The 18,673-nt window shown below is 66.8% G+C and carries 16 protein-coding genes; 8 read left to right on the top strand and 8 right to left on the bottom strand.

The features are described from left to right. Positions 1-6: 6 nt before the first annotated feature. Complete coding sequence (locus tag QRN25_RS15335; RefSeq protein WP_285020177.1) at positions 7-900, bottom strand: LysR family transcriptional regulator; 894 nt, start codon at positions 898-900, stop codon at positions 7-9. Between the two features lie 161 nt (positions 901-1,061). On the opposite strand from QRN25_RS15335, the gene kdgD reads away from it, so the two are divergent. Further along, entirely contained in the window at positions 1,062-1,988 is a 927-nt protein-coding gene (gene kdgD, locus QRN25_RS15330) for a 5-dehydro-4-deoxyglucarate dehydratase (RefSeq protein ID WP_008830133.1), read from the top strand. 236 nt (positions 1,989-2,224) lie between these two features. Here the strand turns inward: kdgD and QRN25_RS15325 are convergent, their stop codons facing one another. Genes QRN25_RS15325 through QRN25_RS15315 form a run of 3 tightly spaced genes read right to left on the bottom strand, consistent with a single transcriptional unit; the run spans position 2,225 to position 5,341 of the window. Further along, the gene (locus QRN25_RS15325; RefSeq protein WP_285020176.1) at positions 2,225-3,208 is read right to left on the bottom strand and encodes an alpha/beta hydrolase; all 984 of its coding nucleotides are present in this window, start codon (positions 3,206-3,208) and stop codon (positions 2,225-2,227) included. Positions 3,209-3,210: 2 nt separating this feature from the next. Next, positions 3,211-4,491 (bottom strand): MFS transporter, encoded by a 1,281-nt coding sequence (locus QRN25_RS15320; protein WP_285020175.1) that lies wholly within the window; start codon positions 4,489-4,491, stop codon positions 3,211-3,213. 52 nt (positions 4,492-4,543) lie between these two features. Further along, on the bottom strand, positions 4,544-5,341 hold the full coding sequence (locus QRN25_RS15315) for a 2-keto-4-pentenoate hydratase (RefSeq protein ID WP_285020174.1): 798 nt from the start codon (positions 5,339-5,341) through the stop codon (positions 4,544-4,546). 293 nt (positions 5,342-5,634) lie between these two features. Between QRN25_RS15315 and QRN25_RS15310 the strand changes: the two genes are divergently transcribed. The 5 genes from QRN25_RS15310 to QRN25_RS15290 all read left to right on the top strand — a co-directional run bounded on the left by QRN25_RS15310 (position 5,635) and on the right by QRN25_RS15290 (position 11,271). Next, positions 5,635-6,654, top strand: coding sequence for a LacI family DNA-binding transcriptional regulator (locus tag QRN25_RS15310; RefSeq protein WP_285020173.1), 1,020 nt, complete (start codon positions 5,635-5,637; stop codon positions 6,652-6,654). 179 nt (positions 6,655-6,833) lie between these two features. Beyond that, positions 6,834-7,670, top strand: a complete 837-nt coding sequence (gene kduI, locus QRN25_RS15305) for a 5-dehydro-4-deoxy-D-glucuronate isomerase (protein ID WP_008831744.1) — start codon at positions 6,834-6,836, stop codon at positions 7,668-7,670. A gap of 121 nt (positions 7,671-7,791) precedes the next feature. Next, a complete protein-coding gene (kduD, locus tag QRN25_RS15300) occupies positions 7,792-8,550 on the top strand; it encodes a 2-dehydro-3-deoxy-D-gluconate 5-dehydrogenase KduD (RefSeq protein ID WP_285020171.1) in 759 nt (252 codons plus the stop codon). A 41-nt stretch (positions 8,551-8,591) separates the two neighbouring features. After that, positions 8,592-9,602 carry a sugar kinase gene (locus QRN25_RS15295; protein WP_285020170.1) on the top strand — a complete coding sequence of 337 codons (1,011 nt, stop codon included), beginning with the start codon at positions 8,592-8,594 and terminating at the stop codon, positions 9,600-9,602. 121 nt (positions 9,603-9,723) lie between these two features. Next, positions 9,724-11,271: a carboxylesterase/lipase family protein gene (locus QRN25_RS15290; RefSeq protein ID WP_285020169.1), complete on the top strand. Its 1,548-nt coding sequence runs from the start codon at positions 9,724-9,726 to the stop codon at positions 11,269-11,271. Positions 11,272-11,331: 60 nt separating this feature from the next. On the opposite strand, the gene QRN25_RS15285 is transcribed toward QRN25_RS15290, so the two are convergent. Together QRN25_RS15285 and QRN25_RS15280 are read right to left on the bottom strand one after the other, a co-directional pair. Next, the gene (locus QRN25_RS15285) at positions 11,332-11,685 is read right to left on the bottom strand and encodes a cupin domain-containing protein (RefSeq protein WP_036530740.1); all 354 of its coding nucleotides are present in this window, start codon (positions 11,683-11,685) and stop codon (positions 11,332-11,334) included. Between the two features lie 38 nt (positions 11,686-11,723). Further along, entirely contained in the window at positions 11,724-13,070 is a 1,347-nt protein-coding gene (locus QRN25_RS15280; protein WP_502910472.1) for a pectate lyase family protein, read from the bottom strand. Positions 13,071-13,324: 254 nt separating this feature from the next. Here QRN25_RS15280 and QRN25_RS15275 point away from each other — a divergent pair, with 254 nt between their 5' ends. Next, positions 13,325-16,207, top strand: coding sequence for a TonB-dependent receptor (locus QRN25_RS15275; protein WP_285020168.1), 2,883 nt, complete (start codon positions 13,325-13,327; stop codon positions 16,205-16,207). 76 nt (positions 16,208-16,283) lie between these two features. Then, positions 16,284-17,294 (top strand): alpha/beta hydrolase, encoded by a 1,011-nt coding sequence (locus QRN25_RS15270; RefSeq protein WP_285020167.1) that lies wholly within the window; start codon positions 16,284-16,286, stop codon positions 17,292-17,294. A gap of 218 nt (positions 17,295-17,512) precedes the next feature. On the opposite strand, the gene QRN25_RS15265 is transcribed toward QRN25_RS15270, so the two are convergent. Then, the gene (locus QRN25_RS15265; RefSeq protein WP_285020166.1) at positions 17,513-18,340 is read right to left on the bottom strand and encodes an aldose 1-epimerase; all 828 of its coding nucleotides are present in this window, start codon (positions 18,338-18,340) and stop codon (positions 17,513-17,515) included. Continuing rightward, the coding region (locus QRN25_RS15260) for an MFS transporter (RefSeq protein WP_285020165.1) at positions 18,337-18,673 on the bottom strand (337 nt) is incomplete at its 5' end. The genes QRN25_RS15260 and QRN25_RS15265, both read right to left, overlap by 4 nt.

Here is an 18,673-nt window from a genome sequence, read left to right as displayed (position 1 = left end):
GGGGTTTCAGCCTTCCGTCATCGCCTTCAGACACAGTTCCCTGAACGCCGGCAGCGCCGGGTTCTCGCTCTCCCGCCGCCACGCCAGATGCAGTTCCACCGGCGCGGCGGGCTCGCTCTCGAAGGGCCGGAACACCACCCCGCGCGGGTGCAGCCCCGCCGCCGCCTCTGGCACGATCCCCGGCGCGAGCCCCGCGCCGACCAGCCCCAGCAGTGAGTGGATCTGCGTCACGTACTGCACGTAGCTGGGCGCTGCCCCGGCCCGCTCGAACAGGCTGGACAGCAGCAGGTTGAAGTACCCGGCCCCGCGCTGGGCATACATGACGAGATCCTGCCCGTCGAAATCCCCCGGCGCGAAACGCTCCTGCCCCGCGCGCGGATCGTCCTCGTGCAGCGCCACCAGCAGGCTTTCCAGCAGCAGCGGCGCCGAATCGAACTGCACCTTGTCCACCGGCGGGCGCACCAGCGCGAGGTCGATCATGCCCGTATGCAGCGCCTCGAACTGATCGCCCGAGACCAGTTCGTGCAATTGCAGTTCCAGCCCCGGCAGTTCCACCGCCGCGCGCTTGACGATGCGCGGCAGCAGGACATAGCCCGAGACCGCCGTAAAGCCGATCGAGATGCGCCCGGTCTCCCCCTTCCACACCCGCCGCGCCGCCAGCGCCGCGCTTTCGGACAGGCGCACGATGCGCCGCGCTTCGTGAAGGAAGGTCTCGCCCGCCAGCGTCAGCGTCACCCGGCGGCTGGTGCGGTTGAACAGCTCGACGCCGAGGATGCGTTCGAGCACCTGGATCTGGCGGCTGAGCGGCGACTGGGTCATGTGCAGCCGCTCGGCGGCGCGGCCGAAGTGCAGTTCCTCGGCGAGGACGACGAAGCAGCGCAAGTGCGTGAGTTCGAACATCGTCCATGCCTACCGCGCATGAGGCCGGAGGAAAAGCGCGCGATGCATCGATGGGCGCTGATCGATGCCGCTGCGACATAAATCGATCCAGTCCCAGCGATGGGCGCGGCCGCCCCGCGCAGGTAGCAAAGGCTCTACAGGATCAATTGGAGCATTAAGCGATGTCGCCTCAGGATTTGGCCGCCCGTATCGGCGGGGGTCTCCTCTCGTTTCCGGTCACGCATTTCGACGCCGACCTGAAGTTCGACGAGGCGGCCTATCGCGACCATCTCGGCTGGCTGTCGGACTACGACGTGGCCGGCCTGTTCGCGGCGGGCGGCACCGGCGAGTTCTTCTCGCTTACCCCGGCTGAAGTCCCGGGAATCGTCAAGGCGGCGGTCGAGGAAGCGGCGGGCAAGGTGCCCGTGCTCTCGGGCTGCGGCTACGGCACCGCGATCGCGGTGGAAATGGCGCAGAACGTAGAGAAGGCGGGCGCCAACGGGCTGTTGCTGCTGCCGCCCTACCTCGTCAATTCGACTCAGGAGGGCCTTGCCGCCCACATCGAGGCGGTGTGCAAGGCGACTTCGCTGGGCGTCATCGTCTACAACCGCGACAACGCGATCGTCACCGAGGACACGCTGGCCGGTCTTGCCGAGCGCAACCCCAATCTCATCGGCTACAAGGACGGCGTCGGCGACGTCGAACTGATGATGCGCATCTACGCGAAGCTGGGTGACCGCCTGACCTACATCGGCGGTCTGCCCACCGCCGAGACCTTCGCCCCCGCCTATCTGGAGATGGGCGTGACGACGTATTCCTCGGCGATCTTCAACTTCATGCCGGAATGGGCGCTGGCTTTCTACAAGTCGGTCCGCGCGCGCGACAAGGCGGCGATCCTGGCGGGCCTGACCGACTTCGTGCTGCCCTACATCGCCATCCGCAACCGCGGCACCGGCTATGCGGTGTCGATCGTCAAGGCGGGCATGAACGTGATCGGCCGCCCGGCGGGTCCGGTCCGCTCGCCGCTGACCGATCTCTCCGCAGAAGAGCAGGCGATGCTCGCCGCGCTCGTCGAGAAGGCCCAGGCCTCGCTGCGCGAGACGGCCTGACGGTACTCACCCCCTGATGTGCTGATACAGGGCGCGGGTGGCTCCAAACGCCCGCGCCGTGACGCAGGGATGAACTCGCTCCCACCCCTCCGGGAGCCGGTTCATCCCTGTTTTTTTGTCCCAAGCCCGCGTCATTCTTCATCAGACTTCGTCATTGCGAGCGTAGCGAAGCAATCCAGGGCGGTTTGCTCTGCCCTGGATTGCTTCGCTACGCTCGCAATGACGAAGGGATAGCGTCAGCCCAGCCCCACGCGGCTCGCCCAGTCGAGCCAGAGGCCCGGCCATGCGGCCACCGGCTTGCCCGCGATGTTCCACAAGTTGAACCCGTGCCCGCCCTCGGCGAAGAGGTGCAGGTCCACGCTCACCCCCGCCTTTCTCAGCGCCGCGCGCAGCCGCAGCGAGTTCTCGACCGGTACGGTGGCATCGTCCTCGGCATGGACGATGAAGTGCGGCGGGCTTTCGGGCGTCACGTTGCGATCCACCGAATGCGCCGCCTCGAGCGCGGGCGTCGGGTTCGGGCCGAGCAGCTTCTCGCGCGATCCGGCGTGTGTGATGGCCGGGTCCATGCTCACCACCGGATAGAGCGGCGCGGCGCAGAAAGGCCGGGCGGAGAGCTTGTCCGCTGCATCCACCGGAGCATAAGCGGGAAACGCAAACCGGCTGGCGAGGTCGGCGCACAAATGCCCGCCCGCCGACGATCCCATCACCGCCACCCGCTCCGGCACGATCCCGTAAGTCGCCGCCTTCGCGCGGATCAACCGCATGGCGCGCTGGGCATCGGCGAGCGGAGTGTTGGACCGATCCTTCCAGCCCTCGCCGGGCAGGCGGTAGGTGAGAACGAATGCGGTGTAGCCGTGCTCGGTCAGCCACTGCGCGACCTGGATGCCGCCCTTGTCGAGCGATTCCTCGCGGTAGCCGCCGCCGGGGATCACCAGCAGCGCCGCGCCGTTGGGATACTTCGGGCGGAAAGCAGTGATGCGCGGCCGGGCGATCCCCGCGATCACGCGGTCGGGCTGGGCGGGGTTGGCGGAGCGCTCGGTCGCGATCTCCACCGGCAGCGGGGAGGGTGCTCCCGGCGGGGTGCCGGGCCAGAGGTCGATGACCTCGCCGGTTTCATGAAACGGACGCGGCGGGGGCGTTGCCGCCCCCGCCGCCGGTATCGTGCGGATCACCGAAGCCGCGAGGGCTCCGGCGAACAGAGCCCTGCGGTCGATTTCCATGGTCAGACCCGTGCCTGCGCCAGACGCGGGCTGAGGACGTGGACCGCCAGCAGCGCGATCAGGTAGGCGCTCGCGCAGATCGCGAAGAGCACCTCGTAGCTGTGCGTGGCGTCGAGGATGTAGCCCGCGAACAGCGCCATGCCCATGCCGCCGAAGGCGCCCACGGTGCCGCCGATGCCGACCACCGAGCCCACCGCGCCGCGCGGGAACACGTCGGACGGCAGGGTGTAGAGGTTGGCCGAGAACGCCTGGTGCGCCGCCGTGGCAAGGCCGATCACCAGCACCGCGACCCACACGTTGTCGACGCCCTGCACGAACCAGATCGGCAGCACGCACAGCGCCGAGAGCAGCATGGTCGCCTTACGCGAGAAGTTGGGGGTACGGCCTGCCTTGATGAGCTTCGAGGACATCCAGCCGCCCGCGATGCTGCCTACGTCCGAGATCAGGTAGATCGCGGCGAGCGGCAGGCCGAAGGTCTTGAGGTCGAGGTCGTAGCGCTCGAACAGGTAGCCGGGCAGCCAGAACAGGAAGAACCACCAGATCGGGTCGATCAGGAACTTGCCCAGAGCATAGGCCCAGGTCTCCTTGACCACCAGCAGGCGGCTCCAGCCGATCTTCTCGACCGGGTCGGCGGGGTCCTGCTTGATGTAGGCGAGTTCGGCCGCGGTGACGCGCGGATGCTCGTCCGGGTGGCGGTAGACCGCCCACCACACGGCGAGCCAGATGATGCCGAACAGGCCGGTGACGAAGAACGCCATGCGCCAGTCGAACCACAGTACCAGCAGCGGCACGAGCAGCGGGGTGACGATCGCGCCGACGTTGGCGCCCGCGTTGAACACGCCGATCGCGAAGGCGCGCTCCTTCTGGGGGAACCAGTCGGTCACGGCGCGGATGCCGGCGGGGAAGTTGCCCGATTCGCCGACGCCGAGGCCGAAGCGCGCCATCGCGAACGAGGACAGCCCGGTGGCGAAGCCGTGCGCCATGTGGCTCACCGTCCAGATGACGATGGCGACGGTGTAACCGAGGCGCGCGCCGAGCGTGTCGACGATCTTGCCGAACGACAGGTAGCCGACCGCGTAGGCCAGCTGGAACCAGAACACGATCCCCGCGAAGTCGGACTCGGACCAGTGGAACTCCGCCGACAGCGTCGGCTTGAGCACCCCGATCATCTGACGGTCGACGTAGTTGATGGCGGTTGCCGCGAACAGCAGCGCCACCACGACCCAGCGATAGCGCCCGACTTTCGCCGTCTGGCCTACCGTACCGCCGGTTCCTGCATCCATTTCCCTACTCCCTTGCGACCGTCTTGTTCGTGTGCCGCTCTAATTGGTTCTGTCAGGCGGGTTTCGCCGCGACGATGCCGCAGGCTACCGTACCGTGGCCCGCGAAAGTCGCCAGTACCTGCTGGCCGGGCACGACCTCGTGAACCCCGGTGACAGCGCCGGTCGAGACCCAGGTGCCGCCGCTGCAGTCGATCCCGCGCGCGGCAAGGTTGCCGAGCAGGAAGCGCACCGCGCCCAGCGGGCCGTCGAGCATCGTCGCCGTGGTGGCCTCGCCCGCCGTCTCGCCGTCGATGTCGAGGCGGACGGTGATCGCGTTGAAGTCGATCGTCTCCCAGCCTTCGAGCACCGGCCCGATGACCATGCCGTAATTGTTGCCGTAGTCGGAGACGGTCACCGGCGGCCCGTCCGCGTTGATGCGCGGGTAAGGCGAACTGGCGACCTCGATGCCGATGTGCACCGCGTCGAGGACCGCGCGGGTGGCCGCGTCGTCCTGCGGCACCGTGCCGTCCCAGCCTGCCGCGACGTGAAGCAGGAACTCCGCCTCGCCCGCCGCGAAACCGTCGGCGAAGACGGGCATCTCGGGCGATTCGCCCGCTGCCACCGTCACCACGCTGTCGGTGAAGATCGGCCCGGCCAGACGGTTCGCGCCCAGTTGTCCGTCAAGCGGCGGGTTGATCTTGCCGACCTTCCAACCGGCGACCTCGCGCCCGTCGAAGGCGAGGGCGAAATCCTGGATCGCATAGCCGCCGCCGAGGTCGGTGGGGGCTTGTCCGGGATAGGAATCCAATGCGCGCTTCTCGCGCCGCGCCGTCACGAATGCTTCGGCGACTGCCTTTGCCGTGTCTGTCAAAACAATCCCCACACCCAAGAATACCGTGCTTCGGCCAGTTCGGCGCTGGATCCCCGGCGACACCGGTGTCATCCAAACGCCCATCCTGACCCGTCTGTACAGAGTGTCCGCTCTGTCGGATTGGTCACCCGCCGATACGCCCTGCGAGCGTGCCGGCATCTTTCCATCCTATGCAAATGCACAGGCGATGGAATGGTAACCGGTGTCATCTTGCCTTTCGTCCCGCTTGAAGGCAAGCCGGAAAAATTCGGCCCATCGACCAACGCGCCGACGCAAGACCATAAGGACGCCGCATGGCAGAAGGCCAGAAACCCACGATCAACGACGTTGCGCGCATTTCCGGCGTGTCCAAGAAGACGGTGAGCCGCGTCATCAACAAGTCGCCGCTGCTGGGCGAGGCGACGCGAAAGAAGGTGGAGGCGGTGATCGCCGAACTGGGTTTCGTCCCGAACCTTCAGGCCCGGGCGCTGGCGATGGGGCGCAATTTCCTGATCGGCCTGATTCACGACAACCCGAACGCGCAGATGGTGCTGGGGGTGCAGGAGGGCATTCTCGACACCATTCGCGACACCGAGTTCGCGCTCGTCGTCCATCCGGTGAACCGCCATTCGCCGACGCTGGCCGACGATATCCGCCGCTTCATCGAGCAGCAGCGGCTTTACGGCGTGATGCTCCTGCCACCGCTGTCGGAGCGCGACGACTTGGCGGAATTGTGCCGCGATCTCGGCTGCACGCTCGTGCGCATGGGCTCGGCGAGGCTCGACGACGACGAACATCTCGTCGCCTCGAACGACCGGCAGGCGGTGAGCGAGGCGGTCGCGTGGCTCGTGGAACTGGGCCACACGCGAATCGGCTTCGTTGCAGGGCCGGAGGGCTTCCGCTCCGCCAATGAGCGTGAACAAGGCTTCCTCGACGGCCTCGAGGCGGCGGGCCTGACGCTCGACCCGGCGATCGCGGCGCGCGGCACCTACCGCTTCGAATCGGGCAAGGCGGCGGGCGAAAAGCTGCTCTCGGCCGCCGAGCCGCCCACCGCCGTGTTCTCCAGCAACGACGAGATGGCGGCGGGCATCCTCCACGCCGCGCGCGAGCGGGGGCTGAACGTGCCCGAAGACCTGTCGATCATCGGCTTCGACGATACCGCCACCGCCGCGCACATCTGGCCGCCGCTGACGACGGTGCGCTGGCCGATCCGCACGATGGCGAGCACGGCGGCGGCGAAGCTGATCCGCCCGGCCTCGGCGGCGTCGGAGCCTTCGTTCTTCCTCTCGGACCTGATCCGGCGGGCTTCGGCGGTGCCCTACCCGACACCCTGACATCGTCATTGCGAGCGCAGCGAAGCAATCCAGGGTTACGCAAGCCGCCTTGGATTGCTTCGCTTCGCTCGCAATGACGGGATGTGGTGAGGGATGATTACAACGCTCGCCAATCCCGTTGACACCGGTTACCTAAAGCGGATACGAATGCCGCCAAGACCTGAACGGGAGAGTTCACAGTGTTCTGCAAGACGTACCACGCCACCCATCCGGACATGATGGAGTGTGTCTCCAATGAAGAACTGCGCGACCGCTACCTGGTCACCGGCATGTTCAAGGCCGGCGAGGTCAACCTCAACTACTCGCACAACGAGCGCTTCATCATCGGCGGCGCGGTTCCGGGCGCTGAGCCGCTTGCCCTGCCGCTGCAGACCGTGCCCAAGAGCGCAGAGGGCAAGTCCTTCTTCGAGCGGCGCGAGGCCGGCATCACCAACATCGGCGGACCGGGCGCGATCACCGTCGACGGCCAGCGCTTCGAGATGAAGAACAAGGAATGCCTCTACGTCCCCATGGGCACGAACGAGGTGATCTTCGAGGGTGAGGGCGCGCGCTTCTACATCGCCTCGGTTCCCGCTCACAAGGCGCTGCCGATCAAGCATATCACGCTCGATCAGGCCAACCCGCTGGCGCGCGGCGACCTCGCCAACTCGAACCAGCGCACGATCTACCAGCTCGTGATCCCCGGCGTGTGCGAGAGCGCGCAGCTGCTGCTCGGCTTGACCGTGCTGGAAGAAGGCTCGGTCTGGAACACGATGCCGCCGCACCTCCACGACCGCCGCTCGGAAATCTACCTGTATTTCGAGCTGCCCGAAGAGAACGACCGCATCTTCCACTACATGGGCGAGCCGGACCAGATGCGTCACATCGTCATCGCCAACGAAGAGGCCGTCATCAGCCCGCCGTGGTCGATCCACATGGGTTCGGGCACCAAGAAGTACGCCTTCATCTGGGCGATGGGCGGCGAGAACCTCGACTACACCGACATGAACGTGCTGGACATCTGCCAGCTCCAGTAAGCCTTCGCTTACCCCCTACGCTCGTCATTGCGAGGAGCGCAGCGACGAAGCAATCCATCGAGCCAGCGTCGCAACCGCCTTGGGTTGCGTCGCTGCGCTCGCAATGACGAGAGAGGGTATCATGGCAATTTCCTTCGACCTGACGGGCAAGACCGCGCTCGTCACCGGCGCCAACACCGGCATCGGCCAGGCCATCGCCGTCGCGCTGGCACAGGCGGGCTCCGATGTCGCCGTCGCGGGCCGCTCGGAGCCGACCGAGACGCTGGCGCTGATCGCCGCGACGGGCCGAAAGGCGGTCAACATCAAGGCCGACCTGTCGAGCATCGAGCCGGTGCAGCGCGTCATCGACGAGGCGGTGGCAGGGCTGGGCAAGGTGGACATCCTCGTCAACAACGCCGGTATCATCCGCCGCGACGACCTGCTGCAGTTCTCAGAAGAGGACTGGGACGCGGTGATCGACACCAACCTCAAGACCCTGTTCTTCCTCAGCCAGGCGGCCGCGAAGGACATGGTCGAGCGGGGAACCGGCGGCAAGATCGTCAACATCGCCTCGCTGCTGACCTTCCAGGGCGGCATCCGCGTGCCGAGCTATGCGGCGGCGAAGTCCGGCGTATCGGGCGTCACTAAGGCGATGGCGAACGAACTGGCGCCCAAGGGCGTGCAGGTCAACGCGATCGCGCCGGGCTACATCACCACCAACAACACTGCCGCGCTTTCCGCCGACGAGACGCGCAACCGCCAGATCCTCGAACGCATCCCGACAGGCCGCTGGGGCAAGCCGGAGGATATCGCGGGCGCCGCCGTGTTCCTGGCCTCTCCAGCCTCGGATTATGTTACCGGTCACATTCTTGCTGTCGACGGCGGCTGGCTGGCTCGCTAAGCCGCTGCGGCGACGAATGGAAATGTGAGAGGGGTGGGTAGATGAGCGGTCATGTCCTGTGTTTCGGCGAAGTGCTGCTGCGCTTCGCCACCCCGGCCGCGCGGCTGACGGTGCAGTGCGATGCGCTGGACATGGTCGTCGGCGGGGCCGAGGCCAATGTCGCGGCGGGGCTCGCCTCACTGGGCCATGACGTGAAGATGCTGACGCGCCTGCCGTCCAGTCCCTTGGGCGACAAGGCGCGCGCAGCCCTCGCCGCCGCCGGGATCGATACCGCCCACGTCGGGCGCGATACCGGCCGCATGGGCCTCTACTTCCTCGAGAGCGGAGCAGGCCTGAGGCCCTCGTCGATCACTTACGATCGCGCGGGTTCCGTGTTCGCAACCTCCAAGGCGGACCAGTTCGACTTCGCCTCCGCGCTCGAGGGCGCCCGACTGCTCCACCTGTCGGGCATCACGCCGGCGCTCGGCCCCGGAGGCGTCGCGCTTGCGCAAGCCGCCGTCGCCGCGGCCAACAGCGCCGGCGTGCCTGTCTGTTTCGACGGCAATTACCGCGCACTGCTGTGGGATGCTTGGGACAGCGATCCGCGCGCGATCCTGACCGACCTGATGCAGTCGGCGACGGTCATGATCGGCAACCACCGGGATATTTCGTTGCTGCTGGGCAAGGCGTTCTCCGGCGATGGCTCCGACCGTCGGCGCGAGGCCGCGCTGGCCGCCTTCGAGGCGTTTCCGAAGCTGCAGCTGATCGCCTCGACCGCGCGGCATGTGGTGAACTCCGGCCATCACCGTATCGCCGCGCGTCTCGATGCGCGAGACGCGGCGCACCAGACGAGCGAGGTCGATGTCACCGGCATCGTCGACCGCATCGGCACCGGCGACGCCTTTGCGGCGGGCGTGTTGCACAAGTGGCTGCAGGGCGCGGACCTCGTCGCCACCGCGCAGGCGGGGCTGGCCTACACCGTGCTTAAGCATACCGTGCCGGGCGACATGTGTCTGGTCGGACAGGGTGAGCTTGAGGCGTTCTCGGCCAGCGGCGGCGACGTCAGGCGTTAAGAGAAGAAGGCCCACCCCCCCAGCCCCTCCCGCATGCGGGAGGGGAGCGAGACTTGGTCGTTTACGACCTAGTCTCGGCGGGGTGGGGCAGGCAGTGCATACCTCAGCTTGGGAGAGCAACATGACCGATCTTTCACGCCGCACCCTCGTGAAATCGGCAGCGGCGTTGGCCGCTACGGTTCCGCTCCCCTCTCTCGCCCGTAGAGCGAAGACGCCCCGCATCGGCCGTTACACCGCCGTCCCGGAAAGCGGCGTCCATGTCTTCAAGGGCATCCGCTACGGCCGGGCCGAACGCTTTGCCCGTCCCATCGCCGAGCCGCTCGAAGGCCCCGCGATCACCGCCGCGAAGTTCGGCCCCATCTGCCCGCAGCGCGCCATGGCGGGCGAGGCGCAGTCCGAGGACTGCCTGTTCCTCAACGTCTGGACTCCCGAGGCGGACCCGCGCGCGAAGCGGGCGGTCATGGTCTACTTCCACGGTGGCGCCTACACCACTGGCTCGGTCACCGATCCGCTGACCCACGGCGCGAAGCTGGCCGCCGACGGCGATGTCGTGGTCGTCACCGTCAACCACCGGCTCAACGCGCTGGGCTATGCCTGGCTGGGGCCCTTCGGTGCGCGTTATGCCGATAGCGGCAATCTCGGCCAGCTCGATCTGATCCTTGCACTGCAATGGGTGCGCGAGCACATCGCCAAGTTCGGCGGCGATCCGGCGCGCGTCATGGTCTTCGGCCAGTCGGGCGGCGGCGCCAAGATCGCGACGCTCATGGCGATGCCCGCCGCGAAGGGCCTGTTCCACGTCGCCGCGACGATGAGCGGGCAGCAGGTGCAGGCCAGCGGCCCGGCCCATGCCTGGGCGCGCACGCAGGCGTTTATGGCGGCGCTGAAGCTCGCCCTTGGCGACGTCGAGGGCCTGCGAACGATGCAGATCGAACGGCTGGTCGAGGGTCTTGCCACCACTGATCCCATCATGGGCGGCGGGGTCTACTTCGGCCCCGTGCTCGACATGACCAACCTGCCGCGGCATCCGTTCTGGCCCGATGCCGCGCCGCAGTCGCTGGGCGTGCCGATGATCCTTGGCAACGTGCGCGAGGAGACGCGCGCCTTCCTCGATCCGCGCGGGGCGAAGCTGCAGGGGCTGTCGTGGGAGAACCTTGCCGCGCGCATCGTGCCCGAGATCAAGATCGACCTCGACCCTGTCTGGGTCGTCGAGCAGTACCGCGCCCATGAACCCGGCTGGACGCCCGAGCAAGTCTATTACGCAGCCACCACGGCGGGCCGGTCATGGCCGGGGCAAGTGATCGAGGCGGATGCGCGGGCGGCGGCCGGGGCGGGATCGACGTGGGTGTACCAACTCGACCGTCCCTCGCCGACGGACCCCTTGCGCGGGGCGGCACATACGGACGACATTCCCTATGTCTTCGGCACGCTGGACGCGCCGGGCAGCTATTCGGGCACCGACGACGGGGCTCGCAGGCTGAGCGGAGCGATGATGCGCGCCTTCACCGGTCTGGCCAAGACCAGGCGACCGGGGCTGGCGGAGTGGTCGCCGTACCGCCTGCCCGCGCGCGCGACGATGGTGTTCGGCGATACCGTGCGCGTGGAGAACGATCCGCGCCGCTGGCAGCGCGAATTGTGGGCGAGGGCGCCCTACGTCCAGCCGGGGGTGTGACGCAAATTCCTCCCCGAGCTTGTCTCGGGGAGGAATTTGCAGAATTCGTCGTGCCGAAACCTACTTGGCGGCGGGCGGGTTGGGATAGGCGATTACCAGCGAAAGCGGTTCCTCGCCCCGCTGCCAGATGCCGACCACGGCGCCGTCGTAGAGATAGGCGGTCATTCCCGGCGTGAGCTGCGCGCGCTTGCCGTCCGAGACCACTTCGCCCTCGCCCGAGAGCACGTAGTAGACCTCATCGTGCGCGATGGGATGCTCGCCGATCGCCGCGCCCTTGTGGAGGACGCGGCGGCGGAATTCCATCGTGCGCGGCGCTGGCGCTGCGTCGGAAATGCGATAGGCGGTGCTCATGCCGATGGCGCCGTGCGGAGGGGCTTCCTCGCGCACGGTGTCACGCTCGTCGATGACGGCCATCGCCGGAGCCGCCGCCAGCAGCAGGAGCGCCGCCCCGATCACTTCGCGTTCTCGCGCATGGCTTCGTCGCGGGCGGAGAGTTTCTCCTGCGCGCCGCCCTTCTGGCCCGGATAAACGCCGGATTTCGGCTCCATGGTCTTGAGGTTCCAGTCCTTGTCCACGAACGGCGCGGCGGTCGGGTTGGGGTGCGGGTAGCCGCCGACGACCTTTTCGTCGTCGATGATCTCGCCGCGCCCCTCGGCGACGAAGAACAGTACGCGGATATCATCGGGCGCACGGTCCCACGGACGCGCGCCGACCGAGGCGAGCAGGCTGGTTTCCAGATCCTTGGCGGGCATCACGTCGAGGCCGCCCAGGCTGGCCATCGGCGAATCCTTCTCGATCAGCTTCGCCTTGGTCACGCCGTAGCGGCCGAACATCGGCGCCGGGTTGCCCCAGCGATCGACGTTGATGTTGTCCTTGGAATACCACGCAAGATCGCCGTCGCCGCCCAGCGTCAGGAACGGCAGCCCGGGCGCGGTCGAATTGCCCGCGCGCATGACGTTGCCCACGGCGGTGATCTCGCCGGTGACGTAGTCGTGGCCGGCCCACTCCAGGTTCATCAGGTTGTAGTGCACTGCACGGTGGCCGGGGTCGTAGATCATGTTGTTGACCATCAGCACTTGCGCGCCGCCCTTCACCAGCGGCGAACGCTCCATGTTGTGGGCGTAGACGTTGCGGTAGAGCGTGATGGCAGTGGCGTTGTCGTGGATCAGCGTGCCCTTGGAGTGCTCACCCTTGGGATGGCTGGCGTCGGCGAGGCCCTCGGCGGCGAGGTTCTCGCGGAACAGCACGTCGTGGCTGGTGGCGGCGCGCCATTCCTTGACGGTCTTGCCGTTGAAACGGGGGCCGGAGGTCGACATGTTTTCGTCGATCGCCCAGAAGAAGCTGCAGTGCTCGACGATCACGTTGTGCGCGGCGACGGTGGAGAAGGCATCCGCCTCCCAGCCAGAGAGCTTGGCCTGGCCGTCCACCCCGGTCATCACGCGGATGTGGCTGATCTTGACGTCGTGGCCCTTGAGATCGATGCCGCCGCGCACGATCGTGATGCCCGGCGAAGGCGCGGTCTGCCCGGCGATCGTCAGGAAAGGCTCGTCGATGTTCAGGATCGTGCGCTGAAGGTCGATGACCCCGCCGACCTCGAAGACGATGATGCGCTTGCCCTTCGCCTCGACCGCGGCCTTCAGCGATCCGGGACCGTCCTTCGCGAGAGTCGTGACGCGGATGATGCGGCCGCCTTCGCCGCCGCGGGTGGGCTCTAGCGGGGCTGCGTGCAGCAGCGCCGGGGTCGAAGCAACCATCAGAATCGGAAGGACAATCTGGCTCGCGAGCCTGCGGATTTTCACTATCGATCTCCCATTGGCGGAGCTTGTAGACTCCGAGTATTGACAGGGCGTTCTCCCTGCGTCACATATTGATGACACCGGTTACCAAGGATCGCAAGGATGATCTTCGGAACGGGTGGGGCGATTTTGGAGGTCGCCCGAGGTGCTCCGAAAGGGGCGGGAGTAGAGGTGCCGGAACAATGCGCGCGTTAGCCGCGCTTCCTTCTGACACCGGTATCATTTTTGACCCGCAAGGGTCGTGAGGGGATGTTGTCATGCGCCAGCATGTTACCGGAATTTCGCTTTTGAAGGCTGCCCTGTGCGCGGGCAGCGCTCTCGTGTCGTCGGCTGCGATGGCGCAGGACGCGGCGCCCGCGCCGCAGGACGCGGCGGATACCGCAGCTCCTGCGGACGAGACCGCGACTGCGGGCGACATCATCGTCACCGGCTTCCGCCAGTCTCTGCAGGCTGCGCTCAACGTGAAGCGCGAATCGATCTCGGCGGTCGATGCGGTCGTGGCCGAGGACATGGCCAAGTTCCCCGACCAGAACCTTGCCGAGTCGCTGCAGCGCATCCCCGGCATCTCGATCCAGAAGGACGGCGGCGAAGGCCGTGCGATCACCGTGCGCGGCCTCAGCGCGCAGTTCACCCGCGTCCGCGTCAACGGGCTGGAGACGATCGCCACCAGCTCGGACGGCGCCTCCGCCAACCGCGACCGCTCGTTCGACTTCAACGTCTTCGCTTCGGAGCTGTTCAGCAGCCTCGTCGTCCACAAGACCGCCGAAGCAAGCCTCGACGAAGGTTCGCTGGGCGCGGTGGTCGATCTCAACACCGGCAATCCGCTGGCGGCCAAGGCGGGCCTGACCGGCGTGCTCAACGTTCAGGGTTCTTACAACGACCTGTCGAAGAACGTTGGCCCGCGCATGGCCGGGCTGCTGTCCTGGCGTAACGATGCGGGCACGTTCGGCGTCAACCTCTCGGCCGCCTATTCGCACACCGACACGATCGAGAACGGCAACAACACCGTACGCTGGGCGCAGGCCTACTTCAACTCGGTGGACGGAACGCCCTGCTACTACTCGGACGTCGGGCCGACCGGCGGCGTGCCGGTAAGCTCGGGCGGCGGCTATCGCCCCTCGGCGGCGTGCGACGCCGCCAGCCTCGCGTTCCACCCGCGTATCCCGCGCTACGGCGTGGTCGAGCATGACCGCAAGCGCCTCGGCCTGACCGGCTCGATCCAGTTCGAACCCACCGACAAGACCAAGTTCTCGATCGACGGGCTCTATTCGTCGTTCAAGGAAACCCGCGCCGAGCAGTGGCTCGAAGTGCTCGCCCGTTCGAACGAGCGCCGCTTCGACGTCGTCGATCCGGTCTACGACGACAAGGGCAACATGGTCAGCGCGACCTTCAACAACGCCTACGTCCGCACCGAAAGCTACTTGCGCAAGTCGAAGACCGATTTCTGGCAAGTCGGCGCGACCTGGGACCAGGACGTCAGCGACACCCTGCGCTTCACGCTGCTGGGCGGCATGTCGCAGTCAAACGCCGACATCCCGGTCGAAACCACGATCGCCTACGACAACAAGAACGCCGACGGCTTCAGTTACGACTACTCGGACATGAAGTCGCCGGTGCTCAGCTATGGCATGGACGTCACCGACCCGGCCAACTTCCAGCTCGCCGAAATCCGCGATCGCCCGTCCTACGTGAAGAACAAGTTCAAGACCGCGCAGCTGCGCACCGAATGGGACCTGACCGACGGCTTCACCGTCAAGGCCGGTGCGGTGTGGCGGCGCTACAACTTCCAGACCCAGCTGTTCATGCGCGATACCGCCGCATGCGGGGCCAACGGCACGCAGGACCTGATCCTCGGCACCGTGACCTGTTCGTCCAGCGTCTACGGTTTGCCGGTGACCTCGGGCATCTCGCAGCTCGTCGATCTGGGCGATGCCGGCCAGCCCGGCGGCTCCACGAGCCAGTGGATCGTCGCCGATATCGCGAACGCGGCGGACTACACCAACCTCTATGGCCGCACCGCCAAGGAGGACTTCGGCAACAACCGCCGCGTGCAGGAAACCACCTCGGGCGGATATTTGCAGTTCGACGTCAAGGGCGAACTCTTCGGCCTCGAATATGCAGGCAATGCGGGTATCCGCTATGCCCATACCGACCAGAAGTCGACCGGCTACTCCGCAGGCGTCGCCGCGACCGTGCAGCGCACGTATGACGATTGGCTGCCGTCGATGAACCTTGCGTTCTACCCGCGTCACGACGTGATCGTGCGCGGTGCGATCGCCAAGGTCATCACCCGGCCCGCGCTGAGCAACCTCAATCCGGGCGGCTCGGTCGACGGGTTCAACTACCGTGTGAATTTCGGCAACCCGTTCCTCGATCCCTATCGCGCCACCAATTTCGACGCATCGATCGAATGGTATTTCGCCCCGCAGGCGCTGCTTTCGGTGGCGGGCTTCATCAAGAAAATCGAGAGCTTCCCGGTCGCCGGGCAGTACACCGCCACCCTGCCGCAGCTTGGCCTGGGCCGCGATGTCCTGGGCACCAGCACGCCTGCCTACATCAACTACGACCCCAATCAGGAGTACGTGGTGTCGGCGCAGGTCAATGGTGAGGGTGCGACGCTCAAGGGCGTGGAAGTGGCGCTGCAGCTGCCCTTCACCTTCCTGCCGGGCATCCTGAGCCACACCGGCTTCCAGGGCAACGCCACGTTCATCCAGAGTAAGGCGGACTACACGATCACTGGTCCAGCGGTTACGGCCTGTACCCGTGTGACGACCGCCTGCTCCCTCGTCGGTGTTCCGGATACCTACACTAATACCCTGTTCGGCGTGTCGAAGCGCGCGTGGAACGCGACGCTGTACTATGACGACGGCAAGTTTAGCATCCGCGGCTCGGTGAGCTATCGCGGCCCGTTCGTGGATGGCGCCAGTGCAACGAACAACATCTTCGAAGGGTACGGTTCGTACACCAGCTTCGATGCGGCGATCCGCTACAAGGCGACCGAATGGCTGGAGCTGTCGATCGACGGCAACAACCTGACGGACGAGTATCGCTATCGCTTCAACGACGTCTACGCGACCCGTAACTACGAGAACAACCACTTCGGGCGCACGATCCTGTTCGGCGCGCGCGCGAAGATCTGATCTCCTCCCCTGACGCGGGGTTCGCGGGCTTCGGCTCGTGGACCCCGCTCCTTTTTGTTTTCCAAGGGAGCCCGGTGTGGATTTCGATCGCAGAACCCTGATCGCAGGCTCTCTTGCCGCTGCGGGACTGGCCGGAAGGGCCCCAAGTCCTGCCAATGCGCAGACACCGCCTCCCGCTGCCTCCAAAGCGCTCCCGCCCGGCCTGCCGCAGCCGACCGAGACCATCGACCTCTGGCCCAAGGGGCCGCCCGCACGTCTCAAGGCGCCGCTGACCGAGACGGTGGACGAGCGGTCCACCGATGCCCTCGTCACCGACCGCGCGGTCTACGGCGTGACCCGTCCGCGCATGGCGGTGTTCCGTCCCGACCGGCCCAACGGCGCGGCGGTGATGATCACGCCGGGTGGCGGTTACCGCTGGATCGTCGTCGACAAGGAAGGCTACGAGATCGCCCGCTGGCTGACGGCGCGCGGCTTCACCGCCTTCGTGCTGTTCTATCGCCTGCCGGGCGAGGGCTGGTCGAGCGGCCCCGACACCCCGCTTGCCGACGCGCAGCGCGCCATGCGCCTGATCCGCCACCGCGCGAAGGACTTCGCCCTCGATCCCGAGCGGGTCGCGGCGATGGGCTTCTCTGCCGGAGGACACCTTTGCGCCGATCTTGGCGCGCGCTTCGCGGCCAAAGTCTACGAGCCCGTGGACGCGGCGGACAGGCTCTCCGCAAAGCCATTCTGCGCCGCGCCGATCTATCCGGTGGTGAGCATGGACGCAGGCATCGCGCATCCCGGATCGCGTAATTTGCTGCTCGGCCCTTCGCCGACGCCGGAGCTTGAGGCCGCGCATTCGCCCGACCGCGTGGTTCCGGTCGATGCGCCGCCGCATTTCCTCGTTCATGCCGAGGACGACGACGTCGTTCCGGCGGAGAACACCGCACGCCTGCGCGCGGCGCTGAAAGCCCGCAAGGTGCCGGTCGAGGCGCACTTTTTCGCCAATGGCGGCCACGGTTTCGGCCTGCGCCGCGCCATCGGCAAGCCGGTCGAGATCTGGCCCGAGATGTGGCGCGCTTGGGCGCGGACGGTCGGGTTCGGATAAGCCGTCGTCCCGGACTTGTCCGGGACCGCTGGCCGCGAACGGCCTTGAAATCCGCGGGGCGCCTTGCCGGAAGCGCTATCGATGCCCGCCCTGGCGTGATTGAAACGCTCCCCGTCATCCCCGCGAAGGCGGGGACCCAACTGATGCCCGTGCAACACGACGGAACATGAGATGGGTTACCGCCTTCGCGGGAATGACGGGGGAGTAATTGACCGGGATCAGGCCCGCACCACCATCGGTAACGCCTGTGTCTCACCCGGCTCCAGTGCCGTCATGCCGCTGCTGACCCGTCCGAACGCATCGGGCATCGCCGTCGTAGGCTCAAGGCAGAGGAAGTCCTCGCCGGGCGGGGCATAGAGGTGCAAGAACCCGGCCTCGGGCGACGTCACGCTGACTGTCCCAAGCCGTGCCTCGCCCTGCCAGCCGAACCAGCAGTTGTCGGTCAGAGTCATCGGGTCGGGCACGGCCCCTCGCGCGAAGTCTCCGAAGGTATCCGCAAGCGCGGCCTCGCTCGGGATCATCCGGGCGTCGCTGAGCCAGACGCCGTCGGCGGCGAACGTCACCCGCGCATCGGGTTCGCGCACGAAGTAGGGGTGTTGGCCCAGCGCGCAGGGCATGGCGCGGTCGGACCGGTTGGTGGCCTCCAGCGTCACCTGCAGCGCGCCGTCTTCCAGCACGAAAGTCTGCGTGGCGGACCAGTCCCACGGCCAGTGCGCGTCCGCCGAATGCATGCAGGTGAGGACCGCGCGGTCGGCCTGCTCGTCTTTCACCATCCACGGCATGATCCAGCCGAGGCCATGGAGCGGATGCTCGAAGCCCGCGACGTTGCGGGGGAGGGCATAGTCCTTTCCCGCGAAGGAGAAGCGCCCATCGGCAATGCGGTTGGCGTAAGGAACCATCGGAAAGCAGGCGGCGTCCAGCGGGCTCGCGGCGTCCACCGGTGTCGGGCGCAGGATGTCCCTGCCGCCGACCGCGAACGAACCGATGGACCCGCCCAGATGCGGCAGCAGCGTGGCTTCGCTGCTGCCCGAACGCAGCTGGATCAAGCCGCCATCTCCTCAAGCGTGCGGCCGCGCGTCTCGGTCACCATGGCGCGCACGAAGAAGAACGAGAGGAAGGCGCTGAGCGCATAGAACCCGTACGTCAGCGGCAGGCCGAGCCCGGCAGCCATCGCCGGGAAGCTGACCGAGATGCCGAAGTTGGCGATCCACTGCGCGAAGCCCGAGACGGCCAGGGCCGAGCCGCGAATCTGGTTGGGGAACATCTCCCCCAGCATCACCCACATGACCGGGCCCCAGCTGACGTTGAAGAACACGACGTAGGTATTCGCGGCGATCAGCGCGACGGTGCCGGTCTGGTCCGAAAGGGTCAGGTGCCCG

Source organism: Novosphingobium sp. fls2-241-R2A-195 (assembly GCF_030209485.1).
In the GTDB taxonomy this organism is placed as follows: domain Bacteria; phylum Pseudomonadota; class Alphaproteobacteria; order Sphingomonadales; family Sphingomonadaceae; genus Novosphingobium; species Novosphingobium resinovorum.
The sequence above is the reverse complement of the archived record's forward strand: the minus strand, read 5'-3'. Positions and strand labels throughout refer to the sequence as shown.